Origin of the sequence: Antarcticibacterium flavum, from assembly GCF_006159205.1 — a bacterium.
Taxonomy (GTDB): domain Bacteria; phylum Bacteroidota; class Bacteroidia; order Flavobacteriales; family Flavobacteriaceae; genus Gillisia; species Gillisia flava.
In genome coordinates, this window is record NZ_CP040812.1 from 1,622,542 (window position 1) to 1,645,905 (window position 23,364).

The window sequence follows — 23,364 nt, forward strand, 5'->3', positions numbered from 1 at the left end:
TTACTATAATTTCTTCGCTATTCTTAATTTGGCACTTCGAGCCCTGCTGTTATCTGCGATCTCTTCAGCTGAAGGAACTATGAGCCCCTTTACTTTTTTAAATGGTACCGAGATATTTCCGTAGAAATCCTTTTCCGGCTCCCCTTCAAAAAGTCCGCTGCGTATATACCGTTTTACCAGCCTGTCTTCAAGCGAGTGGTAAGAAATAAGGCTTAGTCTTCCATTTTTCTTCACCAACTCCTCGGTTTGCAACAAGAATTCCTTTAATGCCTCTATCTCCTGGTTTACTTCAATCCTAATTGCCTGGTAGATCTGGGCGAGGATCTTGTGCTCTTTCTCCTTGAAAAGGAACGGCCTTAAAACCTCGTTAAGCCTCTCACTACTTTCTATAGGCGCGGCCTCCCTTGCTTTTACAATTTCTGATGCCAGTCGTGGCGCATTCTTAAGATCTGCATATTCATAAAAGAGCTTTCTTAACTGCTCCTCACCATACTCATTAATAACCTCATAAGCACTAAGAGCGCTATTTTGGTTCATTCTCATATCCAGCTTTGCCTCAAACCGGGTTGAAAAACCTCTCTCTGCCACATTGAATTGATGAGAAGAAACCCCAAAATCCCCAAGAATCCCATCTACTTCCTTTACCCCATGGAACCGAAGAAATCTTTTAATGAATCTAAAGTTCTCATTGATGAGCGTAAACCTGGGGTCATCTATTTTATTTTCAAGAGCATCAAGGTCCTGGTCAAAAGCCAGAAGCCTGCCCTTCTCCCCCAATTGGGAAAGGATCTCCCGGGAGTGCCCTCCACCGCCAAATGTCACATCCACATAAACCCCATCTGGCTTAATATTTAAACCATCTACAGATTCTCTTAATAAGACAGGTTTATGATAATCCATCAAAATCTATATTTCCCATTACATCCTCGGCCAACGACCCAAAATCCCCGGCAGTAGCATCGAGCGTTGCTTCATATTTATCCTTATCCCATACCTCAATGATTCCCGCAGAAGATGATAGAACAATCTCCTTATCGATCCCGGCAAAAGCAATGAGATCTTTAGGGATCAACAACCTGCCGTTGGTATCTACCTCCACAGTTTTTACCCCTGCAGTAAACACTCTTATAAAATCATTATTTTTCTTAACAAAAGGATTCAGGGCGTTTATCTTTGACATCATTTTATCCCACCGCTCCATTGGGTACAACTCCAAACACGGCTGAAAAACCGCGCGTTTTAAAACAAACCCATCCTGCAACATAGGTGATAACTGCTTTTTCAATGGAGCAGGGACCATTAACCGGCCCTTGGCATCTACTTTACATTCGTATGTCCCTATGAGATTTACCACTGGTTTGTTTATAGTTTCAAATATATTGAAATTATTACCACAATTTACCACTTTTTACCACTTTGTTGATAAGTTTCTCCACCTATTCTGCTGAAAGACTAGTTAATAGCGCTACTTCTGTGGAATTCAGGACCTTGGTAAATCAGCGAAATTTTCGTCACTTTTAAGGCTTTTTTTAGATGGTTTTATCCATAAAAGCTTTAAACAAATGATTAGTGTATTTCCTAAAAATGCTTATACTTGTACTGAAATCGCTATATTTGCGATTGCTAACTGCAAAGGCCATCAATGAAGAATAAATTACAGCAAGACGGAGGATTTACCTATCTCGAAGAAGGTGAAGGCACTCCAATCGTTATTTTGCATGGGCTAATGGGCGGATTGAGCAATTTTGACGGCGTGGTGGATTTTTTTCCTCAAAAAGGCTATAAGATTGTAATACCGGAGCTACCCCTTTACACCATGTCCCTCTTAAAAACAAGTGTTCAAACATTTGCAAAATACCTAAAGGATTTTGTGGATTACAAGGGATATAAAGAGGTCATCTTGCTGGGAAATTCCCTGGGCGGGCATATTGCTCTTCTTGCGACCAAAATGTATCCTGAAATTTTAAAGGGATTGGTCATAACCGGAAGTTCCGGCCTTTATGAGAATGCAATGGGTGAAAGCTACCCTCGCAGGGGTGATTACGAATTCATCAAGAAAAAGGCCCAGAATGTTTTTTATGATCCTGCAGTGGCAACCAAGGAAATTGTAGATGAAGTTTATGTAACGGTAAGCGACCGTAACAAGTTGATCAAAACGCTCGCTATCGCGAAGAGTGCCATACGTCACAACATGGCCAAGGACCTTCCAAAAATGCATACTCCTACCTGCATCATCTGGGGGAAGAATGACAATGTGACCCCACCGGAAGTAGCTGAAGATTTTGACAGGCTACTACCAGACTCAAACCTCTACTGGATTGACAAGTGCGGACATGCAGCCATGATGGAACACCCAGAGGAATTTAATGAGATCCTGTACAAATGGCTTCAAAAGAGGAACTTCTAGAAACTACACATGAAGATCAAATCTGCCGAATTTGTTATAAGCAACAGCGATGTTGAAAAGTGCCCGGACAGCAGCTTACCCGAATATGCTTTCATTGGCAGGAGTAACGTAGGCAAATCTTCCCTTATAAACATGCTCACAGGCCGTAAAAGCCTTGCAAAAACCTCGGGCCGTCCAGGAAAAACACAGCTTATCAATCATTTTTTGATCAATAAGGAATGGCACCTTGTAGATCTACCCGGCTATGGTTATGCCAGGGTTTCAAAAAGCATCAAGAAAACATTCCAAAAATTCATAACCCAGTATTTCGAGAAACGAAGGCAAATGCTTTGCGCATTTGTACTTATAGACAGCAGGCATGAGCCACAAGCCATAGATCTGGAATTCATGGAATGGCTGGGAGAACACGAGATCCCTTTTTGTATCATCTTCACCAAGGCCGACAAACTTAAACCGAAAGCGCTGGAGAGAAATGTAGAATATTACAAGTCAAAGATGCTCGAAACCTGGATGGAGATGCCGCAATACTTTATAACATCTGCAGAAAACGGCGTGGGACAGGAAGAAGTGCTGGAGTATATAGATGGGATTAATTCGCAGTTTAAAGGAGAGTAATTCTTGTTAGAATCAAGAGACAAGAGACAAGAGACAAGACTTTTTATAATGGAATCTAGAGGCTAGAGTCTGGACAAAAAAAAATGGCCTATCACCTTATCCGGTCCTCCTGAACGTAGTGAATACCGATCGATGGCTTCCGGGATTGCAATAGGTGCAGTAGGAAGGGTTTCTAGACAGCATAAGCTTCCTTTTCAGGACATCACAAAATACATATTCGCTTCTCCTTCCGCAATTACTTTATAGGAAACTAACAAAATTTGGTGCCGCCAGAGCTACTTAGTTGCGCGATGAGTTAAATAAAGAAGGACAAAAAACAATAATTTGTCATTCTGAACGAAGTGAAGAATCCCAACAGTCGGTGCAGCGGGAAGAGACAGTCCAAAGTACAAAGACCATTTCCCGGACATGCTGAAATCCAAACATTCGCTTTTCATTCCGGAAAATCTTTCAGATAATCAAGAAAAATTTGATTCCGCCAGAGATCCTAAGTCGCGCGAAAAAGCGCTCCGCAAGATTACAAAAAATGGAGAAATCCTTAGTCACGCAAAAAAGCGCTCCGCAGGATGACAAGAAACCATATTTTGTCATTCTGAACGAAGTGAAGAATCCCAACAGTCGGTGCAGCGGGAAGTGACAGCCCAAAGTACAAAGACCATTTACAGGACATCTTAAGATCCAAACATTCGCTTCTCCTTCCGCAATTATTTTATAGGAAACGAACAAAATTTACTATCGCCAGAGATCCTTAGTCGCGCGAAAAAGCGCTCCGCAGGATGACAAAAAATGAGGAGAGGCCAGTATTGGCGCAAAAAAGCGTTTCGCTGGATGATAAAAATGAGGAGAGACCAGTATTGGCGTGAAATGGGCTCCGCAGAATGACTAAAAACAAGAATTTAAATGAGGAGAGATCCTAAGTTGCGCAAAAAACGCTCCGCAGGATGACAAAAAATGAGGAAAATACTTTCCGTGTAATCCGCCAAAATCCGCGTAATCTTAATGTTATTGGCTTCCGGAAAAAATAATTAAATCCCTTAAGCTTTAGGGAAGAAACACATCAAATTTACCCCAACAAAAAAACTGTTGAAAGCAGAAGCCTTCAACAGTTCTCGATATAAATTGAACACTGTTTTTCTTAAAGTGCAGCTACGTGTTTAGCTAACTTTGACTTTAAGTTTGATGCCTTGTTGTCGTGAATAATATTATTCTTGGCCAATTTATCTATCATAGATACAACAGATGGATATAAGGTCTCTGCCTCCTTCTTTTCAGCCTCACGTAACCTTTTAATAGCGTTTCTGGTAGTTTTATGCTGGTAGCGATTTCTAAGACGTTTGGTCTCATTGCTACGAATTCTCTTTAACGCCGACTTATGATTTGCCATTACAAATACTATTAAATTAATTTTTTATTGTAGTCCGTAGGGGAATCGAACCCCTGTTACCAGGATGAAAACCTGGCGTCCTAACCCCTAGACGAACGGACCATTAATCATTTCAAAAAGGAGCCTGCTTTTGGGCAGACATTCCTGCTTTTACACAGAACATTGCAACTTAGTTGCCTTTCGTAGTCCGTAGGGGAATCGAACCCCTGTTACCAGGATGAAAACCTGGCGTCCTAACCCCTAGACGAACGGACCATTTTTTGTTTTAAATGCGGATGCAAAAATACAACTATTTTTGAATGCCGCAAATGTTGAACAAAAATTTTCTAAAAATATTAGAATTAAACTTTCAGCCTTGCTCAACCCCGTTTCCGGGCCACAAAAATAAGAACTTTTTTGAGGTTGCAAAGATAATTTGCCCTCAAAAATTATCAAAATTATAAATTCCTTAGTATGCCTTTGCAAATAACACCCTTTGCTGTGATGGTTTCCCACTAAACACGCACTGGCCGGCTTCCTTTTCTCCTTCTATAGGTATTAAACGAATAGTAGCCTTGGTCCTGTCCTTGATCGCTTTTTCTGTTTCAGAAGTACCATCCCAGTGAGCAGAGAGGAATCCTCCTTTAGTTTTAAGCACTTCCTTGAACTCATCAAAGCTGTCAACTTTTGAGATGTGTTCATCACGATAATTCTTTGCCCTTGAAAAAAGATTTTCCTGTATTGTGGTCATTAACCCTGTCACAATCCCAACAACATCTTCCTGGGAAACCACTTCCTTGGTTAAGGTATCCCTTCGTGCCAGTTCTACATTCCCTTTCTCAAGATCTTTAGGGCCTATCGCAAGCCTTACAGGCACTCCCTGTAATTCATACTGGGCAAATTTCCACCCGGGCTTTTGAGTATCCCTGTCATCATATTTCACTGATACTCCTGCAGCACGTAATTTGGATGCTATATCATTTGCCACTTCTGAAATTTGAGCCAGTTGGTCATCTCCCTTATATATAGGTACAATTACCACCTGGATTGGCGCAAGCGAAGGAGGCAATACCAGGCCGTTATCATCACTATGGGTCATTATAAGAGCTCCAACCAACCTGGTAGACACACCCCAGGATGTTGCCCATACATGTTCGAGGTTTCCTTCCTTTGATGCAAACTTCACATCAAAAGCCTTGGCGAAATTCTGGCCAAGGAAATGAGATGTTCCCGCCTGCAGAGCTTTCCCGTCCTGCATTAATGCTTCTATACAATAGGTTTCTACAGCTCCTGCAAAACGCTCGTTTTCACTCTTTGTCCCTTTAATAACAGGGATAGCCATGAAATTCTCGACAAATTCTGCATAGATATTATTCATCAATTCAGCTTCGCCGATAGCCTCAGCCTTTGTAGCATGGGCCGTATGACCTTCCTGCCAAAGAAATTCAGCAGTCCTTAGAAATAGCCTTGTCCTCATTTCCCAGCGCACCACATTGGCCCACTGGTTTATTAAAATTGGTAAATCCCTGTACGACTGTATCCAGCCTTTATAAGTGTTCCAAATAATAGCCTCTGAAGTTGGTCTCACGATAAGCTCCTCCTCCAGTTTAGCTTCAGGGTCTACAATTAACTTTGAGTTGTCATTAGGATCTGTTTTAAGCCTGTAGTGAGTAACCACGGCACATTCTTTAGCAAAACCCTCAGCATTCTTTTCTTCTGCTTCAAAAAGGCTTTTTGGAACGAAAAGAGGAAAATATGCATTTTGATGGCCAGATTCCTTGAACATCCTATCCAGTTCTGCCTGCATTTTCTCCCAGATCGCATAGCCATATGGCTTTATTACCATACACCCTCTTACAGCTGAATTCTCAGCAAGGTCGGCATTGACAACCAATTCATTATACCATTTGGAATAGTCTTCTTTACGCGCGGTTAATTTTTTACCCATATCTTTTTTTGGCACAAATGTTGTGAATTCTTAAACGTTGTGTCTTTGTTAAAGGTACAACTAGTTAGCGCAAAACTAACTATTTTTGTAATGTTCAACAATAAAATACACAGCTAATGGCACTTTTTAAAACTACCAGAAGAAAACTATTATTGTTTCTAGCTCCTGTGTCTTTTCTTTTGTTGGCATCTTGTAGTTCTTACCAGTATACCGGCAACCAGGACGGGATTTATGGTGAGTCAAATCGTACGAACCAGCGTGGATACGACCGACAGCAAAATGCAACCCAAGATAATAGCGGCAGCAGTTACTATAAAAACTTATTTGCTGAAGAAGCAGCCCTTTACGGGAACGTTCTTGCAGATGATATGATATTTACCGATGTTGAGTCTTACACTTCGCAGGGACAGTATGAAGAAGGAGCCCAGAGCCAGGGCTACCGTCCAAATGCACCATGGGGTGAAGATCCAGATTCTTATGCAGTAAACATATACAACACCGGTTTCTACGGAGGCTGGGGAATGGGTATGTGGGATCCCTTTTGGGGTGGCGCCATGTACGGATTTGACCCGTTTTGGGGACCCGGATTCTGGGGGCCCGGACATTGGGGACCCGGTTTTTGGGGACCTCGCTGGGGAGGATTCTATGGTTCAGGATGGGGATTTGGAATGGGCAGAGGATTCTGGGGACCCGGCTGGAGCATGGGATTCGGAATGTGGGGTGCACACCCTTTCTTTCACGGTGGTGGCTGGTATAATCCATACAACTACTATGGTAACAGGTACAACAGCTTTAGACAAAACGTCGCTTATAATACAGGGCGCAGGGATGCAGCATCCTATTATCAAAACAGGAACCGAAGCGGATCTTCTATAAGGAATGCCGCTGCAATAGATTCACGAGGCAGGGCCACAAGCTACTCAAGAAGTATCAGAAACCTTAGAGGTAGTAACGATAATTACGGCCTTACAAGAAGAGCAGTATCCAGGGAATATACAAGGAGCAATCAAAACTATAACACTTCCAATAGGTCACGTGTCTTTGATGCACGTAGTAACAGGAGCAATAATACGTACTCCAGGCCTGCACAAACACGTAGTAATACTGTAAGAAGTGCACCAACCTCGACCAGAAGTTCTGGTTCTGTAAGAAGTTCCGGCGGTGGAAGATCATCTTCAGGAGGAACCTCCAGTAGAGGAAGAGGAAACTAATGATCTCCTAACGACGACACACTATAAGAACATAAATGCAATGCGTTATCATCACCTGTGAGGATATACGAATTGCATTTGTTCATTAAATAATTTAATATCCAAATATGAAAAAGATATTTATCACTGCCCTGGCGTTTTTAGGCATGGGCTTCTCTCAGGCACAGAACATAACCGATGCTTTAAGGTACTCCACAGAAAGTCTCTCTGGAACCGCACGTTACAGGGGGATGAGCGGCGCCTTTGGAGCTCTTGGCGGAGACATATCTGCAATGAGCATGAATCCAGCAGGATCTGCTGTGTTTCTCAACAGCTACTCCACCGTTACACTTAATTATAATAATCGCAGGAATTCCACCAGCTATTTTAACGGATTCAATGCCAATAGAAATTCTGATGTAAATTTTGAACAGGCGGGAGCCGTACTGGTTTTCAACAGCACTAACCCAGATAACCGCTTTGGGAAGTTTACCATTGGTGTTAATTATGCTCAAACCAATAATTTTGATGATAATTTCCTGGCAAGAGGAATTGGATCAACTTCCATTGACAGTTATTTCCTGAACTATGCCAATGGAATACCTTTGGAATTACTTGAAACAATAGAGAACGAAACCATAACCGATCTTTATTTATTCCTTGGAGAGAATGAAGGCTTTGGAGCGCAGCAGGCTTTCCTGGGATACCAGGGTTATATCATAGATCCTGTTTCCAATACCCTTGATAACACCAGTTATACGTCCACAATTGCACCGGGAAGTTTTGACCAGAGTTATTCCTACGCAGCAACCGGCTTAAACGGAAAATTCACTTTTAATTTTGCTTCAGAATTTGAAGATTTCCTCTACATGGGAGCCAACCTGAATGCACACTTTCTCAATTATGACAGGTCTACCAGGCTGCTGGAAAGAAATTCCAATGCAGGAAGTGAGACCAATGAAGTGATCTTTGGCAATAATCTAAGCACCACCGGGAGCGGGTTTTCCCTTCAGGTAGGAACAATTGCAAAACTTAGTGATAACTTCAGGCTGGGAGTTACTTATGATACCCCCACCTGGTATACAATAAATGAAAGAGCTACTCAAAGGCTTGAAACCTTCAGCAATGAATTTGATGAGAGAGTAGTTGTGAATCCCAATGTTGTAAATTCATATCCCGATTATAATCTTAAAACCCCGGGGAAACTTACCGGTAGTTTGGCGGTTCTCTTCGGCCCCAGCGGACTCCTGAGTTTCGATTATTCCTATAAGGATTACAGCAGTATTGAATTGCGACCTGCCGGAGATCCTGAATTTATGTTCCAAAACAGTATAATTGCCGATAATTTGAGAGCTGCCTCTACTTACAGGATAGGTGGCGAATACAGGATAAGCAACTGGAGCCTGCGAGGTGGATATAGATTTGAAGAGAGTCCCTATGTAGATGAAACCACTATAGGGGATCTTACGGGATACTCAGCCGGATTAGGATATAACTTTGGCAATATAAAAATTGACCTGGCTTATGATAATGCCAGCAGGACAGATAACCCGCAGCTTTACCAGGTTGGTTTAACCAATCGTGCAGGGATAGATCGTGATTTTACCAATGTGATCCTTTCCCTGAGCTTCGGACTGTAACTTAAAAGTTTTCGGGCCTTCCTCCCCCCTTTTTTACTTGACCTTAGAGTCACTTATAAAATTGGAAGGTCCGGATTTTTTTTAGCGCACCAGGGAAAAATGCCCTCTAAAAACCTGCAGCTCGCCGCTGGCCTCATCCCGAAATTCCAGGGAAAACCAATAATCATCTGCCGGCATTGACCGGCCGTTATAATTACCATCCCACCCGGCGGCCCTGGGATCAAGTTCCTTTAAGAGCTTTCCATACCGGTCAAAGATCAAAATTTTCCCAACCAGCCCTTCCCCATCATTCACCACATTCCATGTATCGTGATACCCATCATTATTGGGGGTAAAAAACCGTGGATAACCAAATAACCGGAATGGCCTCGAGGTAGTCATGCCGCAACCATCCACCTGCCTTGCCGTAACTGTATGTGTACCGCCAGACACCCCGGTAAAAACAGGATTTTCCTGCCAGGGACCATCATCAAGCCTGTATTCATAAGTAGTTGGATTGCCAAAACCAGGAACTGCTGTGGCAGTTACCACATAGCCTCCATCAAAGTCATTTCCCTCCACTTCCACCGTAACTTCCCGCGGCGCAGCAAAAGCACGCACCAAAGTGGAATAGGAGCTACTACACCCGGTAGCTGTATGAGTAACAGTTAATGTGATGGGGTTTTGAGATGGAAAGGCATCCAGTTCCAGCACGGCATCCTCTAATCCATCTCCATTTTGATCATTTGGAATATTCCAGGCGTATGTGTACCCGGGGCCAAGATCTTCCCCCAGCAAAACGGTATTTACCACATTTGCATTTAGATCCAGACACAAAGCTGTAAATTCGGGAAATTCTACTGCAGGCATCAGGAAAGTATCTAAATTTAATGTCACAGGCAGGGATTCACATCCTGTGTCTTCATTGACAAGTGTGCCAAGCAAGGTAAAGGTGTCATTTACATTATAAACCACAGGTCCGGCCGGTAACGGGCTAGATTCTTCATAATCCTGCCGGCTCAAATAAAACCTGGTAGTGAAATTTCCTGTATTGGTCCCAATAAGTTCCGCAGCGGTATCCTGTAGATCAAAGGTTACTTCCTCCCCCTGCAAACATCCTGTAACTACAGATGTGGAACCAGGCACGGGCAACTCAAAAAATTCCACCAGGACATCATCTGTAACCTCTGCATTCAGGACCTCGCTTCTTATAATAACCTGGTAATTCCCGGTTTCAGAAACTGTTAGGGTTGCCCCGGTTTCATTAGGTATGACATCATAATTTCCGGTAGTTTCATTAAATATGGACCAGGTGTAGGAGGTAGCCTGTGCATTGGTTGCGTCGAGGGTGTATGAGGATTCCCCGCAAACAGCAATATCGGGTCCCAGGGTACTGCCCACAATCGAACAATCTGTTGAACCCCCTGAAGCAGAATTGGTTTGCTGCAGGCTTATAAAACCGGGTTGGTTTGAATAGTTGGTAATAAGGACTACATAGATCTCATCTGCCACGGCATTGGGAATCCTCATCTCCTCAACAGCGGCCGGGTCAAAACTACAGTCAATAACATTCCCTGCTGAAAGTGACGCGTTGCTACAGTAATCATCCTCTGCATCAAAGGGGCCGTATACTATAAAGTCCACATCATAAAGCATCCCTGAACCATCAGGGTTTTGAGATTGCCTTATAAGAAATTCAAGATTACCGGAATCCCGGATTTGCAAATAGAACCAGGCGGGATAAGGTTGATCGTCCAGGCATCCATAAAATGGCCCCGGCTCTGCCTGAACCTGAGCACTGTTAGTGAAATTTGAATTTTCGAAAACCAATTGTTCATCTCCCGCGCAAAAAGGTTGAATAGAGGAACAGCGGTCACCCTGCGCAATACTTACCCCGTACCAGGAAAATATAAGAATGAATATTAAATAATGGCGACGGGTTTTCATATTTCTACAGGAACTACCTGCAAATTAAGGAATTTCCTTTTACAGCACATATGCAGATTTATGAAACTTGCATGAAACAGCCTGAAAATATGTATCTTTGCAAGCCAATTGAAAAGATTACGACTACAATAGAAAAAAGTGCTATGAAGATAGACCAAATTGAGAATGAAATAGACGAACTTGGTGATGCACATGCATCCAGCAGTGCAGTAAACCCTATGAAGGAAGATGCCTTCAATCTTAGTGATACCGAAAAGATCGCTATGATCACCGAGGACGTGAAACATATTTTGGATACCCTTGGAATGGACTTGAATGATGACAGTCTTAGAGGTACCCCATTAAGGGTGGCAAAAATGTTTGTGAAAGAAATGTTCGCCGGCCTTGACCCTCAAAGAAAACCCAAAGCATCTACCTTTGAAAATAAATATAAATACGGGGAAATGCTTGTAGAAAAAAACATTACTGTTTACTCTACCTGTGAGCACCACCTTCTTCCTATAGTAGGTAAAGCTCATGTAGCATATATTTCGAAAGGGTCTGTTATTGGTCTATCCAAAATGAACAGGATCGTGGATTACTTTGCCAAACGACCACAAGTGCAGGAGCGTATGACGATGCAAATAGTGCAGGAGCTTCAAAAAGCACTGGGGACAGAGGATGTTGCCTGTGTTATTGATGCCAAGCATCTTTGTGTTAACAGCAGGGGAATAAGGGATATAGAAAGCAGTACCGTTACAAGTGAATTTGGCGGCGCCTTTAAAGACCCTGGTGTGAAAAGGGAATTCCTGGATTATATTAAATTAGACACTACTTTTTAATTAAAAACTATATCAGCATACATTTATGGCGGTTTATAAAGAGCAAAGCTTGAAGATCTACAATTCAATGACCGGGGAAAAAGAGATCTTCACCCCCCTCACAGAAGGAAATGTTGGAATGTACGTGTGCGGACCAACTGTTTATAGCAATGTTCACTTAGGCAACTGCCGTACTTTTATCTCTTTTGACCTTGTCTTCAGGTACCTGAAGCACCTTGGGTATAAAGTGCGCTATGTACGTAACATTACAGATGCCGGCCATCTTGAAAATGATGCTGAGACCGGCGAAGACAGGATCGCTAAAAAAGCCAGGCTGGAGCAAATTGAACCAATGGAAGTGGTGCAACGCTACACCGTGGACTTCCACAACATCCTGGAAAAATTCAACAATCTCCCGCCAAGTATTGAACCTACGGCTACAGGCCATATTGTAGAGCAAATTGAAACCATAAAGACCATTATTGATAAAGGATTCGCTTACGCGGTAAATGGATCTGTATATTTTGATGTTCTTAAGTTCAATAAAGATCACAATTACGGCAGGTTAAGCGGCAGGGCTATTGAAGATATGATCGCTAACACCAGGGAACTTGCTGCCCAAAGCGATAAGAAGAATCCGCAGGACTTTGCTTTATGGAAAAAAGCCGAACCGCAGCACATCATGCGCTGGCCATCTCCCTGGAGTGACGGGTTCCCGGGCTGGCACCTGGAATGTACAGTAATGAGCACCAAATATTTGGGAGAAGAGTTTGATATACATGGCGGTGGAATGGATCTTAAATTCCCACACCATGAATGTGAGATAGCCCAGGGCGAAGCAGCTACCGGTAAAAATCCTGTAAATTACTGGATGCACGCTAATATGCTTACCCTTAATGGGAAAAAAATGGCCAAAAGTACAGGAAATAACATTTTACCTACAGAGATCTTTACCGGCCAAAATGATGTCCTTAGCAAGGCCTATAACCCTTCTGTCGCGAGATTCTTTATGCTGCAGGCACATTACCGAAGCATCCTTGACTTTTCTGATGAGGCTTTGGCGGCCAGTGAAAGAGGCTTTAACAGGCTTATGGATGCATATCGTCATCTTGAGGATCTTCCTACATCTTCAACTACATCTTTCGATCTTCAAAAGTGGAAGCAACGTTGTTACGACGCGATGAATGATGATTTCAACAGCCCCATTCTCATAGCAACGCTGTTTGAAGCAGTGAAATTCATCAATGCTGTAAAAGAAGGCGATGAAAAACTCAAGTCTGCCGACAGGGAACTCCTGCAGGAGATCATGAGAGCCTTTATCTTTGATGTCCTGGGATTGGTTGACACCGCCACCGTCAATGAGGACAGCAGCCAAAAACTTTCAGGTACTGTAGAGCTTTTAATAAAATTAAGAGCTGAGGCTCGTAATAATAAAGATTTTGCAACCAGCGACCAGATAAGGGACCAATTGCTTGAACTGGGAATACAGCTCAAGGACGGCAAGGAAGGCACCACCTTTTCTATTGACTAACATTTAAACAAGTGGTTATGCTAAAAACGTGGCTCGCATACCCATTCATACTTTTGGTAAAGTTCTATCAGAAAGTAATATCGCCATTGACTCCGGCCACCTGCAGGTATACCCCTACGTGTTCTCAATACACCCTGGAAGCCCTTAAGAAATACGGCTTCTTCAAAGGAGGATGGCTTGGACTAAAACGCATAGCCAGCTGCCATCCCTGGGGCGGGAAAGGCCACGACCCTGTACCATAGTTCCCATTATTTGTGTTTGTGCTGTTTCAAAACAATGCAAATATGTATATTTACTACCACAATTTAAAAAATCATACATGCTATTCAATGCTATTGTCTGGAATCCTTCTGAAGGACTGGATCTGGGATTCTTCACCCTCCACTATTACAGTTTAATGTTTTTGATAGCCTTTGGATTGGGCTGGTATATCATGAAAAGTATCTATGTAAAAGAAGGGATCCCTGTAGAAAAACTGGATCCTCTTTTTATTTACACGGTACTGGCCACATTAATAGGTGCCCGGCTGGGACATGTAATATTTTATGACTGGGATTATTTTCAGCATAATTTACTGGAGATATTCCTGCCCGTAAAATTTGAGCCTGAATTCCAGTTCACCGGCTTTCGCGGACTTGCAAGTCATGGTGCGGCAATAGGGATCATTATTGCTATGTATCTTTACAGAAAAAACGTACTTAACAAACCTACTTTATGGATCCTGGACAGGATTGTGATTCCTGTGGCAAGCGGGGGCGTTTTTATAAGGATAGGGAATTTCATAAATTCTGAAATTATAGGAAAACCCACTAACACAGACTTTGGGGTCATCTTTGTGCAACTGGGAGAGAATTTCCCAAGGCATCCCACCCAGATATATGAAGCCTTTTGTTACGCCCTGGTATTCCTGGCTCTTTGGTTTGTGTACTGGAAAACTGATAAAAAGCAGAAGATAGGTTATCTCTTCGGCCTGTTTCTTGTGCTGCTTTGGACAGTAAGGTTCTTTATCGAATTCCTGAAGGAGCCACAAAGTGAGGGAGAGATCGTTCTGTCCCTTAATACAGGACAATGGCTTAGTATTCCGTTTATAATAGCCGGCTTTTACTTTATGTACAGGCCTGTCAAAAATACTGCAGTATGATACTAATGAAAAAACATTGGCTTTATTTCCTGCTTATCCCAGGGCTATTAATTTCCTGTGCTGATGAGCCAAAGGAAAGTTCTATTGAAACTCCCGAGATCACATTTGAACGGGAGGGTGAGATGGAACTTTTGAAAGAGGGAGAGGTTATCAAAACCCTGGAAATAGAAATAGCCGATACACCCTATGAATGGGAAACCGGCCTAATGTACAGGGAATCTCTGGGAGAGGAGCAGGGAATGTTATTTGTATACTCCCAGGAGGGCCAGCGTAACTTCTACATGAAGAATACCTATATCCCGCTGGACCTTATCTTTTATAACAAAGACAGCATTGTGGTGAGCTTTTATGAGAATGCAGAGCCACTGGATGAAACCTCAATCCCATCCAACGCCCCGGCACAGTTCATTCTCGAGGTAAATGCGGGCAAGGTTGAGGAATGGAACATAGAAACAGGGGATAAAATGAGGTTTTGGAAGGATTGATCTAATCAGCTTTTCATTAATACAATGTTGGAATCAGGACTTATGAACTTGTTTCCGGAACTAACCTTGATTAGATATCCTGATCATACCATCCTCTGTGATACTATATGCCGTACCTAAAGGCACGGATTATTCTCTTGTCTTTTCTCTTCTACCCATATATGGTCCCTAACGGGACAAAGTGTTTACTTAGGTCATGCTGGTAATTTGTTTCATCATCTAACGTTCTTGGCAAAACCTACGGGCCCGATATCTTCCAAAGCCATCGCCTAACCCCTCCTTCTAACCCATTGGACCCTGAAATACATTCAGGGTGCTGGTGGCGAGGACGCTCATAGGATCTGAAAATCCTCTTCTCACATCATGCTGGACTTGTTTCAGCATCTAACGCTCTTGATAAAACCTACGAGCTTAATATCTTCCAAAGCCATCGCCTAGCCCCTCCTTCTAACCCATTAGACCCTGAAATAAATTACCATTGACGTATTCTATATTTCTTCTATTATCCAGGGGAGTTTATTCCCATTTCATAGGACCGCCTTTTCTTTTTTGCATCGCCCAAAAAAGAAACAAAAAAGTCTAGGCTTACGAAAGCTTATCTAAATTTATCATTCGGTGGCTAAATTTTAGGAACTCGCGAGCAAATCCATTCTAGCGAGTTTAATCCGTTCCGCTCAAACAGCCTAAAATTTTTAACGCCCCTCTCATATCAAATTTTATGATAAGCTTTCGTAGGCCGGGAGAAATTCTGCAAAGAAGAATATTATACTTATTGATGATATTCATACGTCATCACCTCACGCTAATAAAAAAAATTTATCGGGGTCTCAGGGTGACGGTGGCGAGGATGCTCGTTGGATCTGAAAACCCTCTTCTCACGTCATGCTGAACTTGTTTCAGCATCTAACGGTCTTGGATTGGACCCACGGTCTCAAAAACTTTTGAAAGAAATCGCCAGACCCCTCCTACTAACTCAATAGACCATGCAATAAAATCTGGCTGACGGTGGCGGGGACTGGATGCACACCAACACAACCGAACTTCATTTATTATTTACTGCAAGAGAAACAAATAAAAAAAGGCTGCCCTTTCAAGGCAGCCTTTTTTCTATGATTATCTAAGTAACCTTAAGCGGCAACTTTTCTTCTTTTGTCCATCTTCTCCTTTTTCTTCACACTGTCAAACATAACAGGGGTTGCGATGAAAAGGGATGAGTAAGTACCCACAATGATACCAACGATCATAGCAAACATAAATCCTCGTAAGCTTTCTCCACCAAAGATGAAGATTGCAAGCAATACTATAATTGTGGTCAAAGAGGTGTTCACCGTCCTGCTCACTGTACTGTTAAGTGCACTGTTCACAGTCCTGCCAAGAGGCCAGCTGGTGTGTTCATTTACGAACTCCCTAATCCTGTCAAAGATCACCACGGTATCATTCAGCGAGTAACCCACGACCGTAAGTATAGCCGCGATAAATGCCTGGTTGATCTCCATACTAAATGGCATTATATTGTAGAATAGAGAGAAGATTCCCAGAACAATGATCACATCGTGGAAAACAGCGGCCACAGCACCTAAACTGTACTGCCATTTCCTAAACCTAAGCAGGATATAAAGGAACACTACTACAAGCGATCCAATTACCGCCCAGAAAGAGTCATTCTTAATATCATCTGCAATAGTAGGACCTACTTTCATAGATTGCATAATTCCAATACCGCGTTCCCCGCTTCCTATAGTGAAGTCATCATAAGTTATATCCTGAGGAAGGTAAGATTGTAATCCTTCAAACATCATTTGCTGTATCTCGGTATCCACAGCTTCCCCTTCATCTTCCACTTTATATTTTGTAGTGATCTTTAATTGATTGTTGGCTCCAAAGGTCTTAGCCTCTGCACTTCCAAATACTGCAACCAGGTCATTTTGAACTTCAGTTGCATTAACATCCTGAGCAAATCTTACTGTATAAGTTCTACCTCCAATAAAATCAACCCCCTGGTTAAGACCGTTAATGAAGAAGGACCCAATACTTATAAGAAGCATTACACCTGAAACCATATAAGCGATCTTTCTTTTTCCAAGGAAGTCGATACTTAAATTCTGGAAAAGGTTTTTGGTAGCAGCTGTACTGAACGGTAATGATTTACCATTTTTACCATATCCGTCTATGAACAACCTTGTAATAAAGATCGCAGTGAATAATGAAGTTGCGATACCAATTAACAAGGTAGTTGCAAAACCTTTTATAGGACCTGTTCCCAGTACCAGCAGGATCAAACCTGTAAGACCTGTTGTGATGTTGGCATCCAGAATAGAAGATAAGGCATTATTAAAACCATCCTTAATTGCATCTTTCTGAGCCTTTCCTTTAGCCAGTTCCTCCTTAATACGTTCGAAGATAAGTACGTTTGCATCTACAGACATACCTATGGTAAGCACAATACCAGCAATACCTGGTAAGGTAAGCACAGCTCCAAGGCCTGCAAGGATCCCAAATATGAAGAGAATGTTCACCACAAGGGCAACATCTGCAAACAGTCCGGCTTTACCGTAATAAAAAACCATCCATATCAATACAAAAACAAGAGCAATAAGGAAGGAGGTAATACCGCTATCAATTGCTTCCTGTCCAAGCGAAGGACCAACGATCTCACTTTGAACAATAGCTGCTGAAGCCGGAAGTTTACCTGCTCTAAGGACATTCGCAAGATCCTGTCCCTCAGCAATATCAAAATCACCGGAAATCTGGCTTCTTCCACCGCTAATAGGCCCCGTGGACACAGTAGGAGCCGAGTATACTACATTATCAAGAACAATGGCAATGTTCCCCTGCTCCTGGTATGCCTTGCCGGTCATTTCTTCCCATATCTTGGCACCTTTACCATTCATTTGCATAGTAACATCCACACGGCCTAATTGGTCAAAAGACTGTTGTGCATCTGTAATAACATCCCCGGTTAAAGGAGGTGTGTTTTCACGATTACCTCTAAGGGCGTACAATTCTACCACATTGTTCTTTGGAACACCCCATGCAAATTCAGCATAGCGAAGATCTGAAGGTAATAAAGAACGCACCTGCGGCATCCTTAGATACTCCCCTACCTGGGCAGTATCCTGTGTACGGAATGTTGCGAGTACCGGACTTCCCTGGAAACCTGGAGATACCACTTTATCGAGCAATGGGTTATTTCCACTTGTTGCAGCCTGTGCAGTATCTTCCTGGCTGGCAAGTAAGGCTTCTATTTCATCTTCTTCCTGCTCATCGGCAACCGTATCTGCAACAGGTTCAGCTTGTGTTGTTTCCTGTGACCTCCTTGATTCAGCGATCACATTGTTGGCATTCATAAGGAAGTTGCCAAATTCGTTATTCTTATGTACAAACCAGAATTCAAGCTGTGCTGTACTTTGAAGAAGGGATTTAACACGACTAATATCCTTGGCTCCCGGAAGCTCTACTAAGATCCTGCCGGAGTTTCCTAATCTTTGGATATTTGGCTGGGTAACCCCAAATTTATCTATACGCTTACGCAATACTTCAAATGCAGAAGTAATGGATTCGTTTACTCTTTCTCTAATTATAGGCTCAACCTCACTGTTTGACATATCAAAGTTAACCTGCCCCTGTAAACCTTTATTAGCAAAAACTTCAGGAGAGGCCAGTTGTGCCCCCTCTATATTATTAAATGACTCAAAGAAGAGGTCTATATAATTATCCTGGCTGTTTCTCTGGGCTACATCAGCTTCAGCAAGAGCCTGATTAAATGCAGGGTCCTGGCTGTTATTTGCCAGACCTCTTAATATCTCCTTAACAGAAATTTGAAGAATAACGTTGATCCCTCCTTTAAGATCCAGACCTTTATTAAGTTCTTTTTCTTTAGCTGAATTATAAGTAATCCCGGCAATGATCTCCTCATTCCCAATGGAGTCAAGATACCTGCTCGCCTCCTGTTCCCGTGCTACTGAATAATTTTCAACATCACCGCTAATTTTTCCCTGAGCGTAGGCTTCAGCATCACTCTCTACACTACTTGCAATAAATGTAAACGATAACTGGTAGATACATACCAGTCCAAACAAAATAGCAAAAATCTTGATCAGTCCTTTATTCTGCATTATTCCTTAATATTTAGGTCATTTTATAAAACGGACAAATATAGGACTTCATGATTCAAATCCCAATTATTTTTTTTTAGAATAATTTAACTTTTAAACTAAAAAAAGCCCCTTTAAAAGAGGCTTTTTCAGCAGCTAAATAAATAGCATATTCTTAAAATTCAAGGAGGTCATTTGTTTTTTTAACTCCCTCTGCACTTTCCTTCATTTTAGCTTTTTCAGCATCGTTGAGTTCTATTTCAACAATCTTTTCAATACCATTTTTTCCAAGGATTACAGGCACTCCAATACAAAGGTCACTTAAGCCATATTCCCCGTCAAGCAAAGCAGAACATGGGAACATCTTTTTCTGGTCACAGGCAATGGCCTGCACAAGAGCAGATACTGCTGCTCCCGGAGCGTACCAGGCACTGGTACCCAATAATTTGGTAAGGGTTGCACCACCTACTTTAGTATCCTCACTAACCTGCTCCAGCCTGTCCTCTTTAAGGAACTCGCTCACAGGAACAGAATTTCTTGTGGCCAGCCTTGTCAATGGCACCATCCCGGTATCACTATGCCCTCCAATTACCATCCCGTCAACATCTGAGGGTGGACATTCCAAAGCTTCACTTAATCTATATTTAAAACGCGCACTGTCCAAAGCACCACCCATACCTATAACTTTATTCTTTGAAAGGTTCGTGGCTTTATGAACCAGGTAAGTCATGGTATCCATAGGATTACTCACTACTATCATAACAGTTTCAGGGGAATGCTCGATAAGATTGGAAGCCACTTCCTTAACTATATTGGCATTAATACCTATTAGCTCTTCCCTGGTCATTCCCGGTTTTCTTGGAATACCGCTGGTTATCACAACCACATCACTGCCGGCAGTTTTTGAATAATCATTGGTAGTTCCGGTAATTTTGGTATCAAATCCATTAAGGGTAGCAGTTTGCATTAAATCCATTGCCTTTCCTTCAGCAAACCCCTCCTTGATATCAAGAAGAACAACTTCTGAGGCAAAATCCTTTATTGCAATATACTCTGCACAACTGGCACCTACGGCACCTGCTCCTACGATAGTAACTTTCATTTTATATATTTTTTAATGATTTATTGATGTTTCAGCGAAAATACGAAATATGGGCTTAATATGGAATAAGGAATGGTTAAACTCTGCTTATATCCTGTAATGTATTCCCAAATTCACATTAAAAAAGTTACTGGCCGTAAACATGCTGCTTATTTTAAAATTCCCCACGTAATAGTTGAATCCAAGATCACCTTTGAAATTTGTACCGCTGCCTTCCACTCCCTGCAAGGCATTATTAAGCAAAGGCAGTGCCTCACCGGTACCTCCCATTTTGTAGTCAAAATTGGAGGCGGTAAGCCCTAATGCCCCAAACACCTCAAAAGTGTCATATAATTTGGATCCCAGCACCTGGAATAACCAAAGGTCTGCATTCACATCCACCCTGTTAAGCTGAAGGACCGGTAGCGAGATTTGCTCAAAAGCATAATCAACTTTGAAATTACTGTAAGCAATAGCCGCTGCAAACTGGAAATCCTCTGGGTTATATCTCCTTTCATAATATTGGGTGAAATTATGTTTTAAACCTATCCCATAGGTTTGAAAGCCCACATCGTTTACAATAATAGATGGAAGAAATCTTACAGATACCTCTGTACTGTATGGGAGACCCATTGTTACCTGTGGATATGGGTGGATAATATTTTCCTTATTCAAACCATCTATCGCATCAAAGGAAAAATCCTGTCCAAAGATCCTGCCTTCAAAGACAGCATCGGTATTACCTCCATATACTGTAGGAAGCACAGCGTTATTGGCATCCCTAAAAGAAAGAAGGGAAAAATCCCTGTTGGAAGATAATTTTCTTTGTTTCCCGTCTGGCACAAAAAGGGCATTCCCATGAACCGAAACCTCAAATTTCCATTTTTCAAGAGTAGTGGCAGATGTGAACCAGCCTGCACTGGACTGTATTGCAGCACCTTCAGCCCCCGGATTGGCAAAATTCTCTGCCACCAAAAGCATGTCATTTATAAGGCGTTCCTGTTCGTTTTGTGCTGTAGCAGTAATACCCGCCAACAGAATGATCAACAATTGAAGGTTCTTTTTCAACATATATAATGAATTGGTTTGGGCGCTAAAATAAGAAAAAATCTCACTTGGAGACTTTTCCTTTTTAAAGGCGGTTACAAAAGCAAAAGCCCACTTTTCGTGGGCTTTTTTATTAAACATCTATATTAGCATAGACGGCATTCTTTTCTATAAACTCCCGTCTTGGCGGCACCTCATCTCCCATTAACATCGAGAAGATCCTGTCTGCCTCACTACTGTTGTCTATATTAACCTGTCTAAGTTTCCTAAATTCAGGGTTCATAGTGGTATCCCACAACTGCTCTGCATTCATTTCCCCAAGACCTTTGTATCGTTGAATTTGCACACCCCCGCTAAAACTTGCGGCTATTTCATCACGCTCCTTGTCGCTCCACGCATATTGTTTTTTCTGTCCTTTCTTCACCAGGTAAAGAGGTGGAGTTGCAATGTAGATATGGCCGTTTTCAAGCAGCTCCTTCATATAGCGGTAAAAGAAAGTAAGAATAAGTGTCTCGATGTGGCTACCATCCACATCGGCATCACACATAATCACTACTTTATGATATCGCAATTTGGAGAGGTTCAATGCTTTACTATCCTCCTCTGTACCAATAGTAACCCCAAGGGCGGTATATATATTTTTTATCTCCTCATTGTCAAAAACACGATGAGACATTGCTTTCTCAACATTGAGGATTTTTCCCCTTAGTGGTAAAATGGCCTGGAAATTCCTGTCTCTTCCCTGCTTTGCCGTACCCCCTGCAGAGTCTCCCTCCACAAGGTATACTTCACATTTTGAAGGATCCTGCTCTGAACAGTCAGACAATTTCCCGGGAAGCCCTCCTATGCTCATCACCGTCTTACGCTGCACCATCTCACGCGCTTTTTTGGCCGCGTGACGTGCCTGTGCGGCAAGGATCACTTTCTCAACAATGATCTTGGCATCCCCCGGATTTTCCTCCAGGTAATTCTCCAGCATTTCTGAAACTGCTTGAGAAACCGCTGCCGTTACCTCCCTGTTACCAAGTTTGGTCTTTGTTTGTCCTTCAAACTGAGGTTCTGCAACCTTTACTGAGATAATCGCGGTCAACCCTTCACGGAAGTCATCCCCCGCGATCTCGAATTTAAGCTTATCCAGCATCCCTGAAGCATCTGCATACTTCTTTAGGGTTGTGGTAAGGCCTCTTCTAAATCCTGAAAGGTGGGTACCTCCCTCGTGAGTGTTTATATTATTAACGTAAGAATGTAAATTCTCATTGAACGAGGTGTTATACACCATCGCCACCTCAACAGGAATATCGTTCTTCTCTCCTTCCATAGAGATCACATCTCCTATGATAGGCTCGCGGTTACCGTCCAGATATTTTATAAATTCCTTTAAACCTTCCTCTGAATGGAATTTCTCGGTAGTATGCGTACCATCTTCATTTACCTGCCGCTTATCTGTAAGATAGATCGTAATTCCTTTATTCAGGAAAGACAATTCTCTCATCCTGCTTGCCAGGGTATCATAGCTATATTCTGTTGTTTGCTGAAAGATCGTGGGATCTGGCATAAAAGTAACCACGGTACCACTAAGGTCTGTTTCCCCAACAGGTTTAACAGGATACATAGGTTTCCCCTGCTCATATTCCTGCTCCCATATTTGCCCGTCACGGTAAACAGTAGCTTTGAGATGAGTAGAAAGTGCATTCACACAACTTACCCCCACCCCGTGAAGACCACCTGAGACCTTATAAGAATCCTTGTCAAATTTTCCTCCCGCACCAATCTTGGTCATTACCACCTGCAAGGCAGACACTCCCTCCTTCTTGTGCATATCGATTGGGATCCCCCTACCGTTATCCTCGGTAGTTACAGATCCATCTTCATTAATTGTGACTTTTATAGTGTCACAGTGGCCGGCCATGGCCTCATCTATAGAATTATCAACTACTTCGTATACCAGGTGATGTAAACCTCTTACCCCGGTATCACCAATATACATAGAAGGGCGCATGCGCACATGCTCCATCCCTTCCAGCGCCTGGATACTATCTGCCGAGTAATTGTGTTTCTTCGCTTCTTCGCTCATATATAATTCTGTTAAATTTTAT

The 23,364-nt window shown here is 42.4% G+C and carries 18 protein-coding genes and 2 tRNA genes; 9 read left to right on the forward strand and 11 right to left on the reverse strand.

All coding sequences use genetic code 11. From position 1 onward, the window contains the following. Positions 1 to 3: 3 nt before the first annotated feature. Together rsmH and mraZ are read right to left on the reverse strand one after the other, a co-directional pair. Entirely contained in the window at positions 4 to 900 is an 897-nt protein-coding gene (rsmH, locus tag FHG64_RS06700) for a 16S rRNA (cytosine(1402)-N(4))-methyltransferase RsmH (protein WP_139065696.1), read from the reverse strand. After that, positions 887 to 1,354: a division/cell wall cluster transcriptional repressor MraZ gene (mraZ, locus tag FHG64_RS06705; protein ID WP_139065697.1), complete on the reverse strand. Its 468-nt coding sequence runs from the start codon at positions 1,352 to 1,354 to the stop codon at positions 887 to 889. Before mraZ ends, rsmH begins: the two co-directional genes overlap by 14 nt. Before the next feature lie 288 nt (positions 1,355 to 1,642). Between mraZ and FHG64_RS06710 the strand changes: the two genes are divergently transcribed. Together FHG64_RS06710 and yihA are read left to right on the forward strand one after the other, a co-directional pair. After that, positions 1,643 to 2,407 (forward strand): alpha/beta fold hydrolase, encoded by a 765-nt coding sequence (locus tag FHG64_RS06710; RefSeq protein ID WP_139065698.1) that lies wholly within the window; start codon positions 1,643 to 1,645, stop codon positions 2,405 to 2,407. A gap of 9 nt (positions 2,408 to 2,416) precedes the next feature. Next, the gene (gene yihA, locus FHG64_RS06715; protein WP_139065699.1) at positions 2,417 to 3,022 is read left to right on the forward strand and encodes a ribosome biogenesis GTP-binding protein YihA/YsxC; all 606 of its coding nucleotides are present in this window, start codon (positions 2,417 to 2,419) and stop codon (positions 3,020 to 3,022) included. A gap of 1,135 nt (positions 3,023 to 4,157) precedes the next feature. On the opposite strand, the gene rpsT is transcribed toward yihA, so the two are convergent. From rpsT to proS, 4 genes are all read right to left on the reverse strand, one after another. Continuing rightward, complete coding sequence (rpsT, locus tag FHG64_RS06720; protein WP_139065700.1) at positions 4,158 to 4,406, reverse strand: 30S ribosomal protein S20; 249 nt, start codon at positions 4,404 to 4,406, stop codon at positions 4,158 to 4,160. Positions 4,407 to 4,436: 30 nt separating this feature from the next. Further along, a tRNA-Glu gene (locus FHG64_RS06725) sits at positions 4,437 to 4,508 on the reverse strand. An 81-nt stretch (positions 4,509 to 4,589) separates the two neighbouring features. Further along, positions 4,590 to 4,661 (reverse strand) — tRNA-Glu (locus FHG64_RS06730). Positions 4,662 to 4,854: 193 nt separating this feature from the next. Beyond that, entirely contained in the window at positions 4,855 to 6,333 is a 1,479-nt protein-coding gene (gene proS / locus FHG64_RS06735; protein ID WP_139065701.1) for a proline--tRNA ligase, read from the reverse strand. A gap of 116 nt (positions 6,334 to 6,449) precedes the next feature. Here proS and FHG64_RS06740 point away from each other — a divergent pair, with 116 nt between their 5' ends. Together FHG64_RS06740 and FHG64_RS06745 are read left to right on the forward strand one after the other, a co-directional pair. Beyond that, positions 6,450 to 7,544, forward strand: a complete 1,095-nt coding sequence (locus tag FHG64_RS06740; RefSeq protein WP_139065702.1) for a hypothetical protein — start codon at positions 6,450 to 6,452, stop codon at positions 7,542 to 7,544. Between the two features lie 107 nt (positions 7,545 to 7,651). Continuing rightward, the gene (locus FHG64_RS06745; RefSeq protein ID WP_139065703.1) at positions 7,652 to 9,163 is read left to right on the forward strand and encodes an OmpP1/FadL family transporter; all 1,512 of its coding nucleotides are present in this window, start codon (positions 7,652 to 7,654) and stop codon (positions 9,161 to 9,163) included. Between the two features lie 81 nt (positions 9,164 to 9,244). Here FHG64_RS06745 and FHG64_RS06750 read toward each other — a convergent pair whose 3' ends face one another. Then, the gene (locus FHG64_RS06750) at positions 9,245 to 11,089 is read right to left on the reverse strand and encodes a T9SS type B sorting domain-containing protein (RefSeq protein WP_139065704.1); all 1,845 of its coding nucleotides are present in this window, start codon (positions 11,087 to 11,089) and stop codon (positions 9,245 to 9,247) included. A 143-nt stretch (positions 11,090 to 11,232) separates the two neighbouring features. Between FHG64_RS06750 and folE the strand changes: the two genes are divergently transcribed. The 5 genes from folE (at position 11,233) to FHG64_RS06775 (ending at position 15,046) form a co-directional block, all read left to right on the forward strand. Further along, positions 11,233 to 11,910, forward strand: a complete 678-nt coding sequence (gene folE, locus FHG64_RS06755; RefSeq protein ID WP_139067910.1) for a GTP cyclohydrolase I FolE — start codon at positions 11,233 to 11,235, stop codon at positions 11,908 to 11,910. Between the two features lie 25 nt (positions 11,911 to 11,935). Next, the gene (gene cysS / locus FHG64_RS06760) at positions 11,936 to 13,420 is read left to right on the forward strand and encodes a cysteine--tRNA ligase (protein ID WP_139065705.1); all 1,485 of its coding nucleotides are present in this window, start codon (positions 11,936 to 11,938) and stop codon (positions 13,418 to 13,420) included. A gap of 17 nt (positions 13,421 to 13,437) precedes the next feature. Next, on the forward strand, positions 13,438 to 13,662 hold the full coding sequence (gene yidD, locus FHG64_RS06765) for a membrane protein insertion efficiency factor YidD (RefSeq protein ID WP_139065706.1): 225 nt from the start codon (positions 13,438 to 13,440) through the stop codon (positions 13,660 to 13,662). A gap of 77 nt (positions 13,663 to 13,739) precedes the next feature. After that, positions 13,740 to 14,561, forward strand: a complete 822-nt coding sequence (gene lgt / locus FHG64_RS06770) for a prolipoprotein diacylglyceryl transferase (protein ID WP_139065707.1) — start codon at positions 13,740 to 13,742, stop codon at positions 14,559 to 14,561. Continuing rightward, positions 14,558 to 15,046 (forward strand): DUF192 domain-containing protein, encoded by a 489-nt coding sequence (locus FHG64_RS06775; RefSeq protein ID WP_317133593.1) that lies wholly within the window; start codon positions 14,558 to 14,560, stop codon positions 15,044 to 15,046. The genes lgt and FHG64_RS06775 overlap by 4 nt, the downstream gene beginning before the upstream one ends. A 1,127-nt stretch (positions 15,047 to 16,173) precedes the next feature. On the opposite strand, the gene secDF is transcribed toward FHG64_RS06775, so the two are convergent. The 4 genes from secDF to gyrB form a co-directional block, all read right to left on the reverse strand. Then, the gene (gene secDF / locus FHG64_RS06780) at positions 16,174 to 19,161 is read right to left on the reverse strand and encodes a protein translocase subunit SecDF (RefSeq protein WP_139065708.1); all 2,988 of its coding nucleotides are present in this window, start codon (positions 19,159 to 19,161) and stop codon (positions 16,174 to 16,176) included. A gap of 154 nt (positions 19,162 to 19,315) precedes the next feature. Further along, a complete protein-coding gene (gene mdh / locus FHG64_RS06785; protein WP_139065709.1) occupies positions 19,316 to 20,242 on the reverse strand; it encodes a malate dehydrogenase in 927 nt (308 codons plus the stop codon). Positions 20,243 to 20,329: 87 nt separating this feature from the next. Next, the gene (locus FHG64_RS06790; RefSeq protein ID WP_246054321.1) at positions 20,330 to 21,409 is read right to left on the reverse strand and encodes a DUF6588 family protein; all 1,080 of its coding nucleotides are present in this window, start codon (positions 21,407 to 21,409) and stop codon (positions 20,330 to 20,332) included. Then, on the reverse strand, positions 21,402 to 23,342 hold the full coding sequence (gyrB, locus tag FHG64_RS06795; RefSeq protein ID WP_139065710.1) for a DNA topoisomerase (ATP-hydrolyzing) subunit B: 1,941 nt from the start codon (positions 23,340 to 23,342) through the stop codon (positions 21,402 to 21,404). The genes FHG64_RS06790 and gyrB overlap by 8 nt, the downstream gene beginning before the upstream one ends. Positions 23,343 to 23,364: the final 22 nt, after the last annotated feature.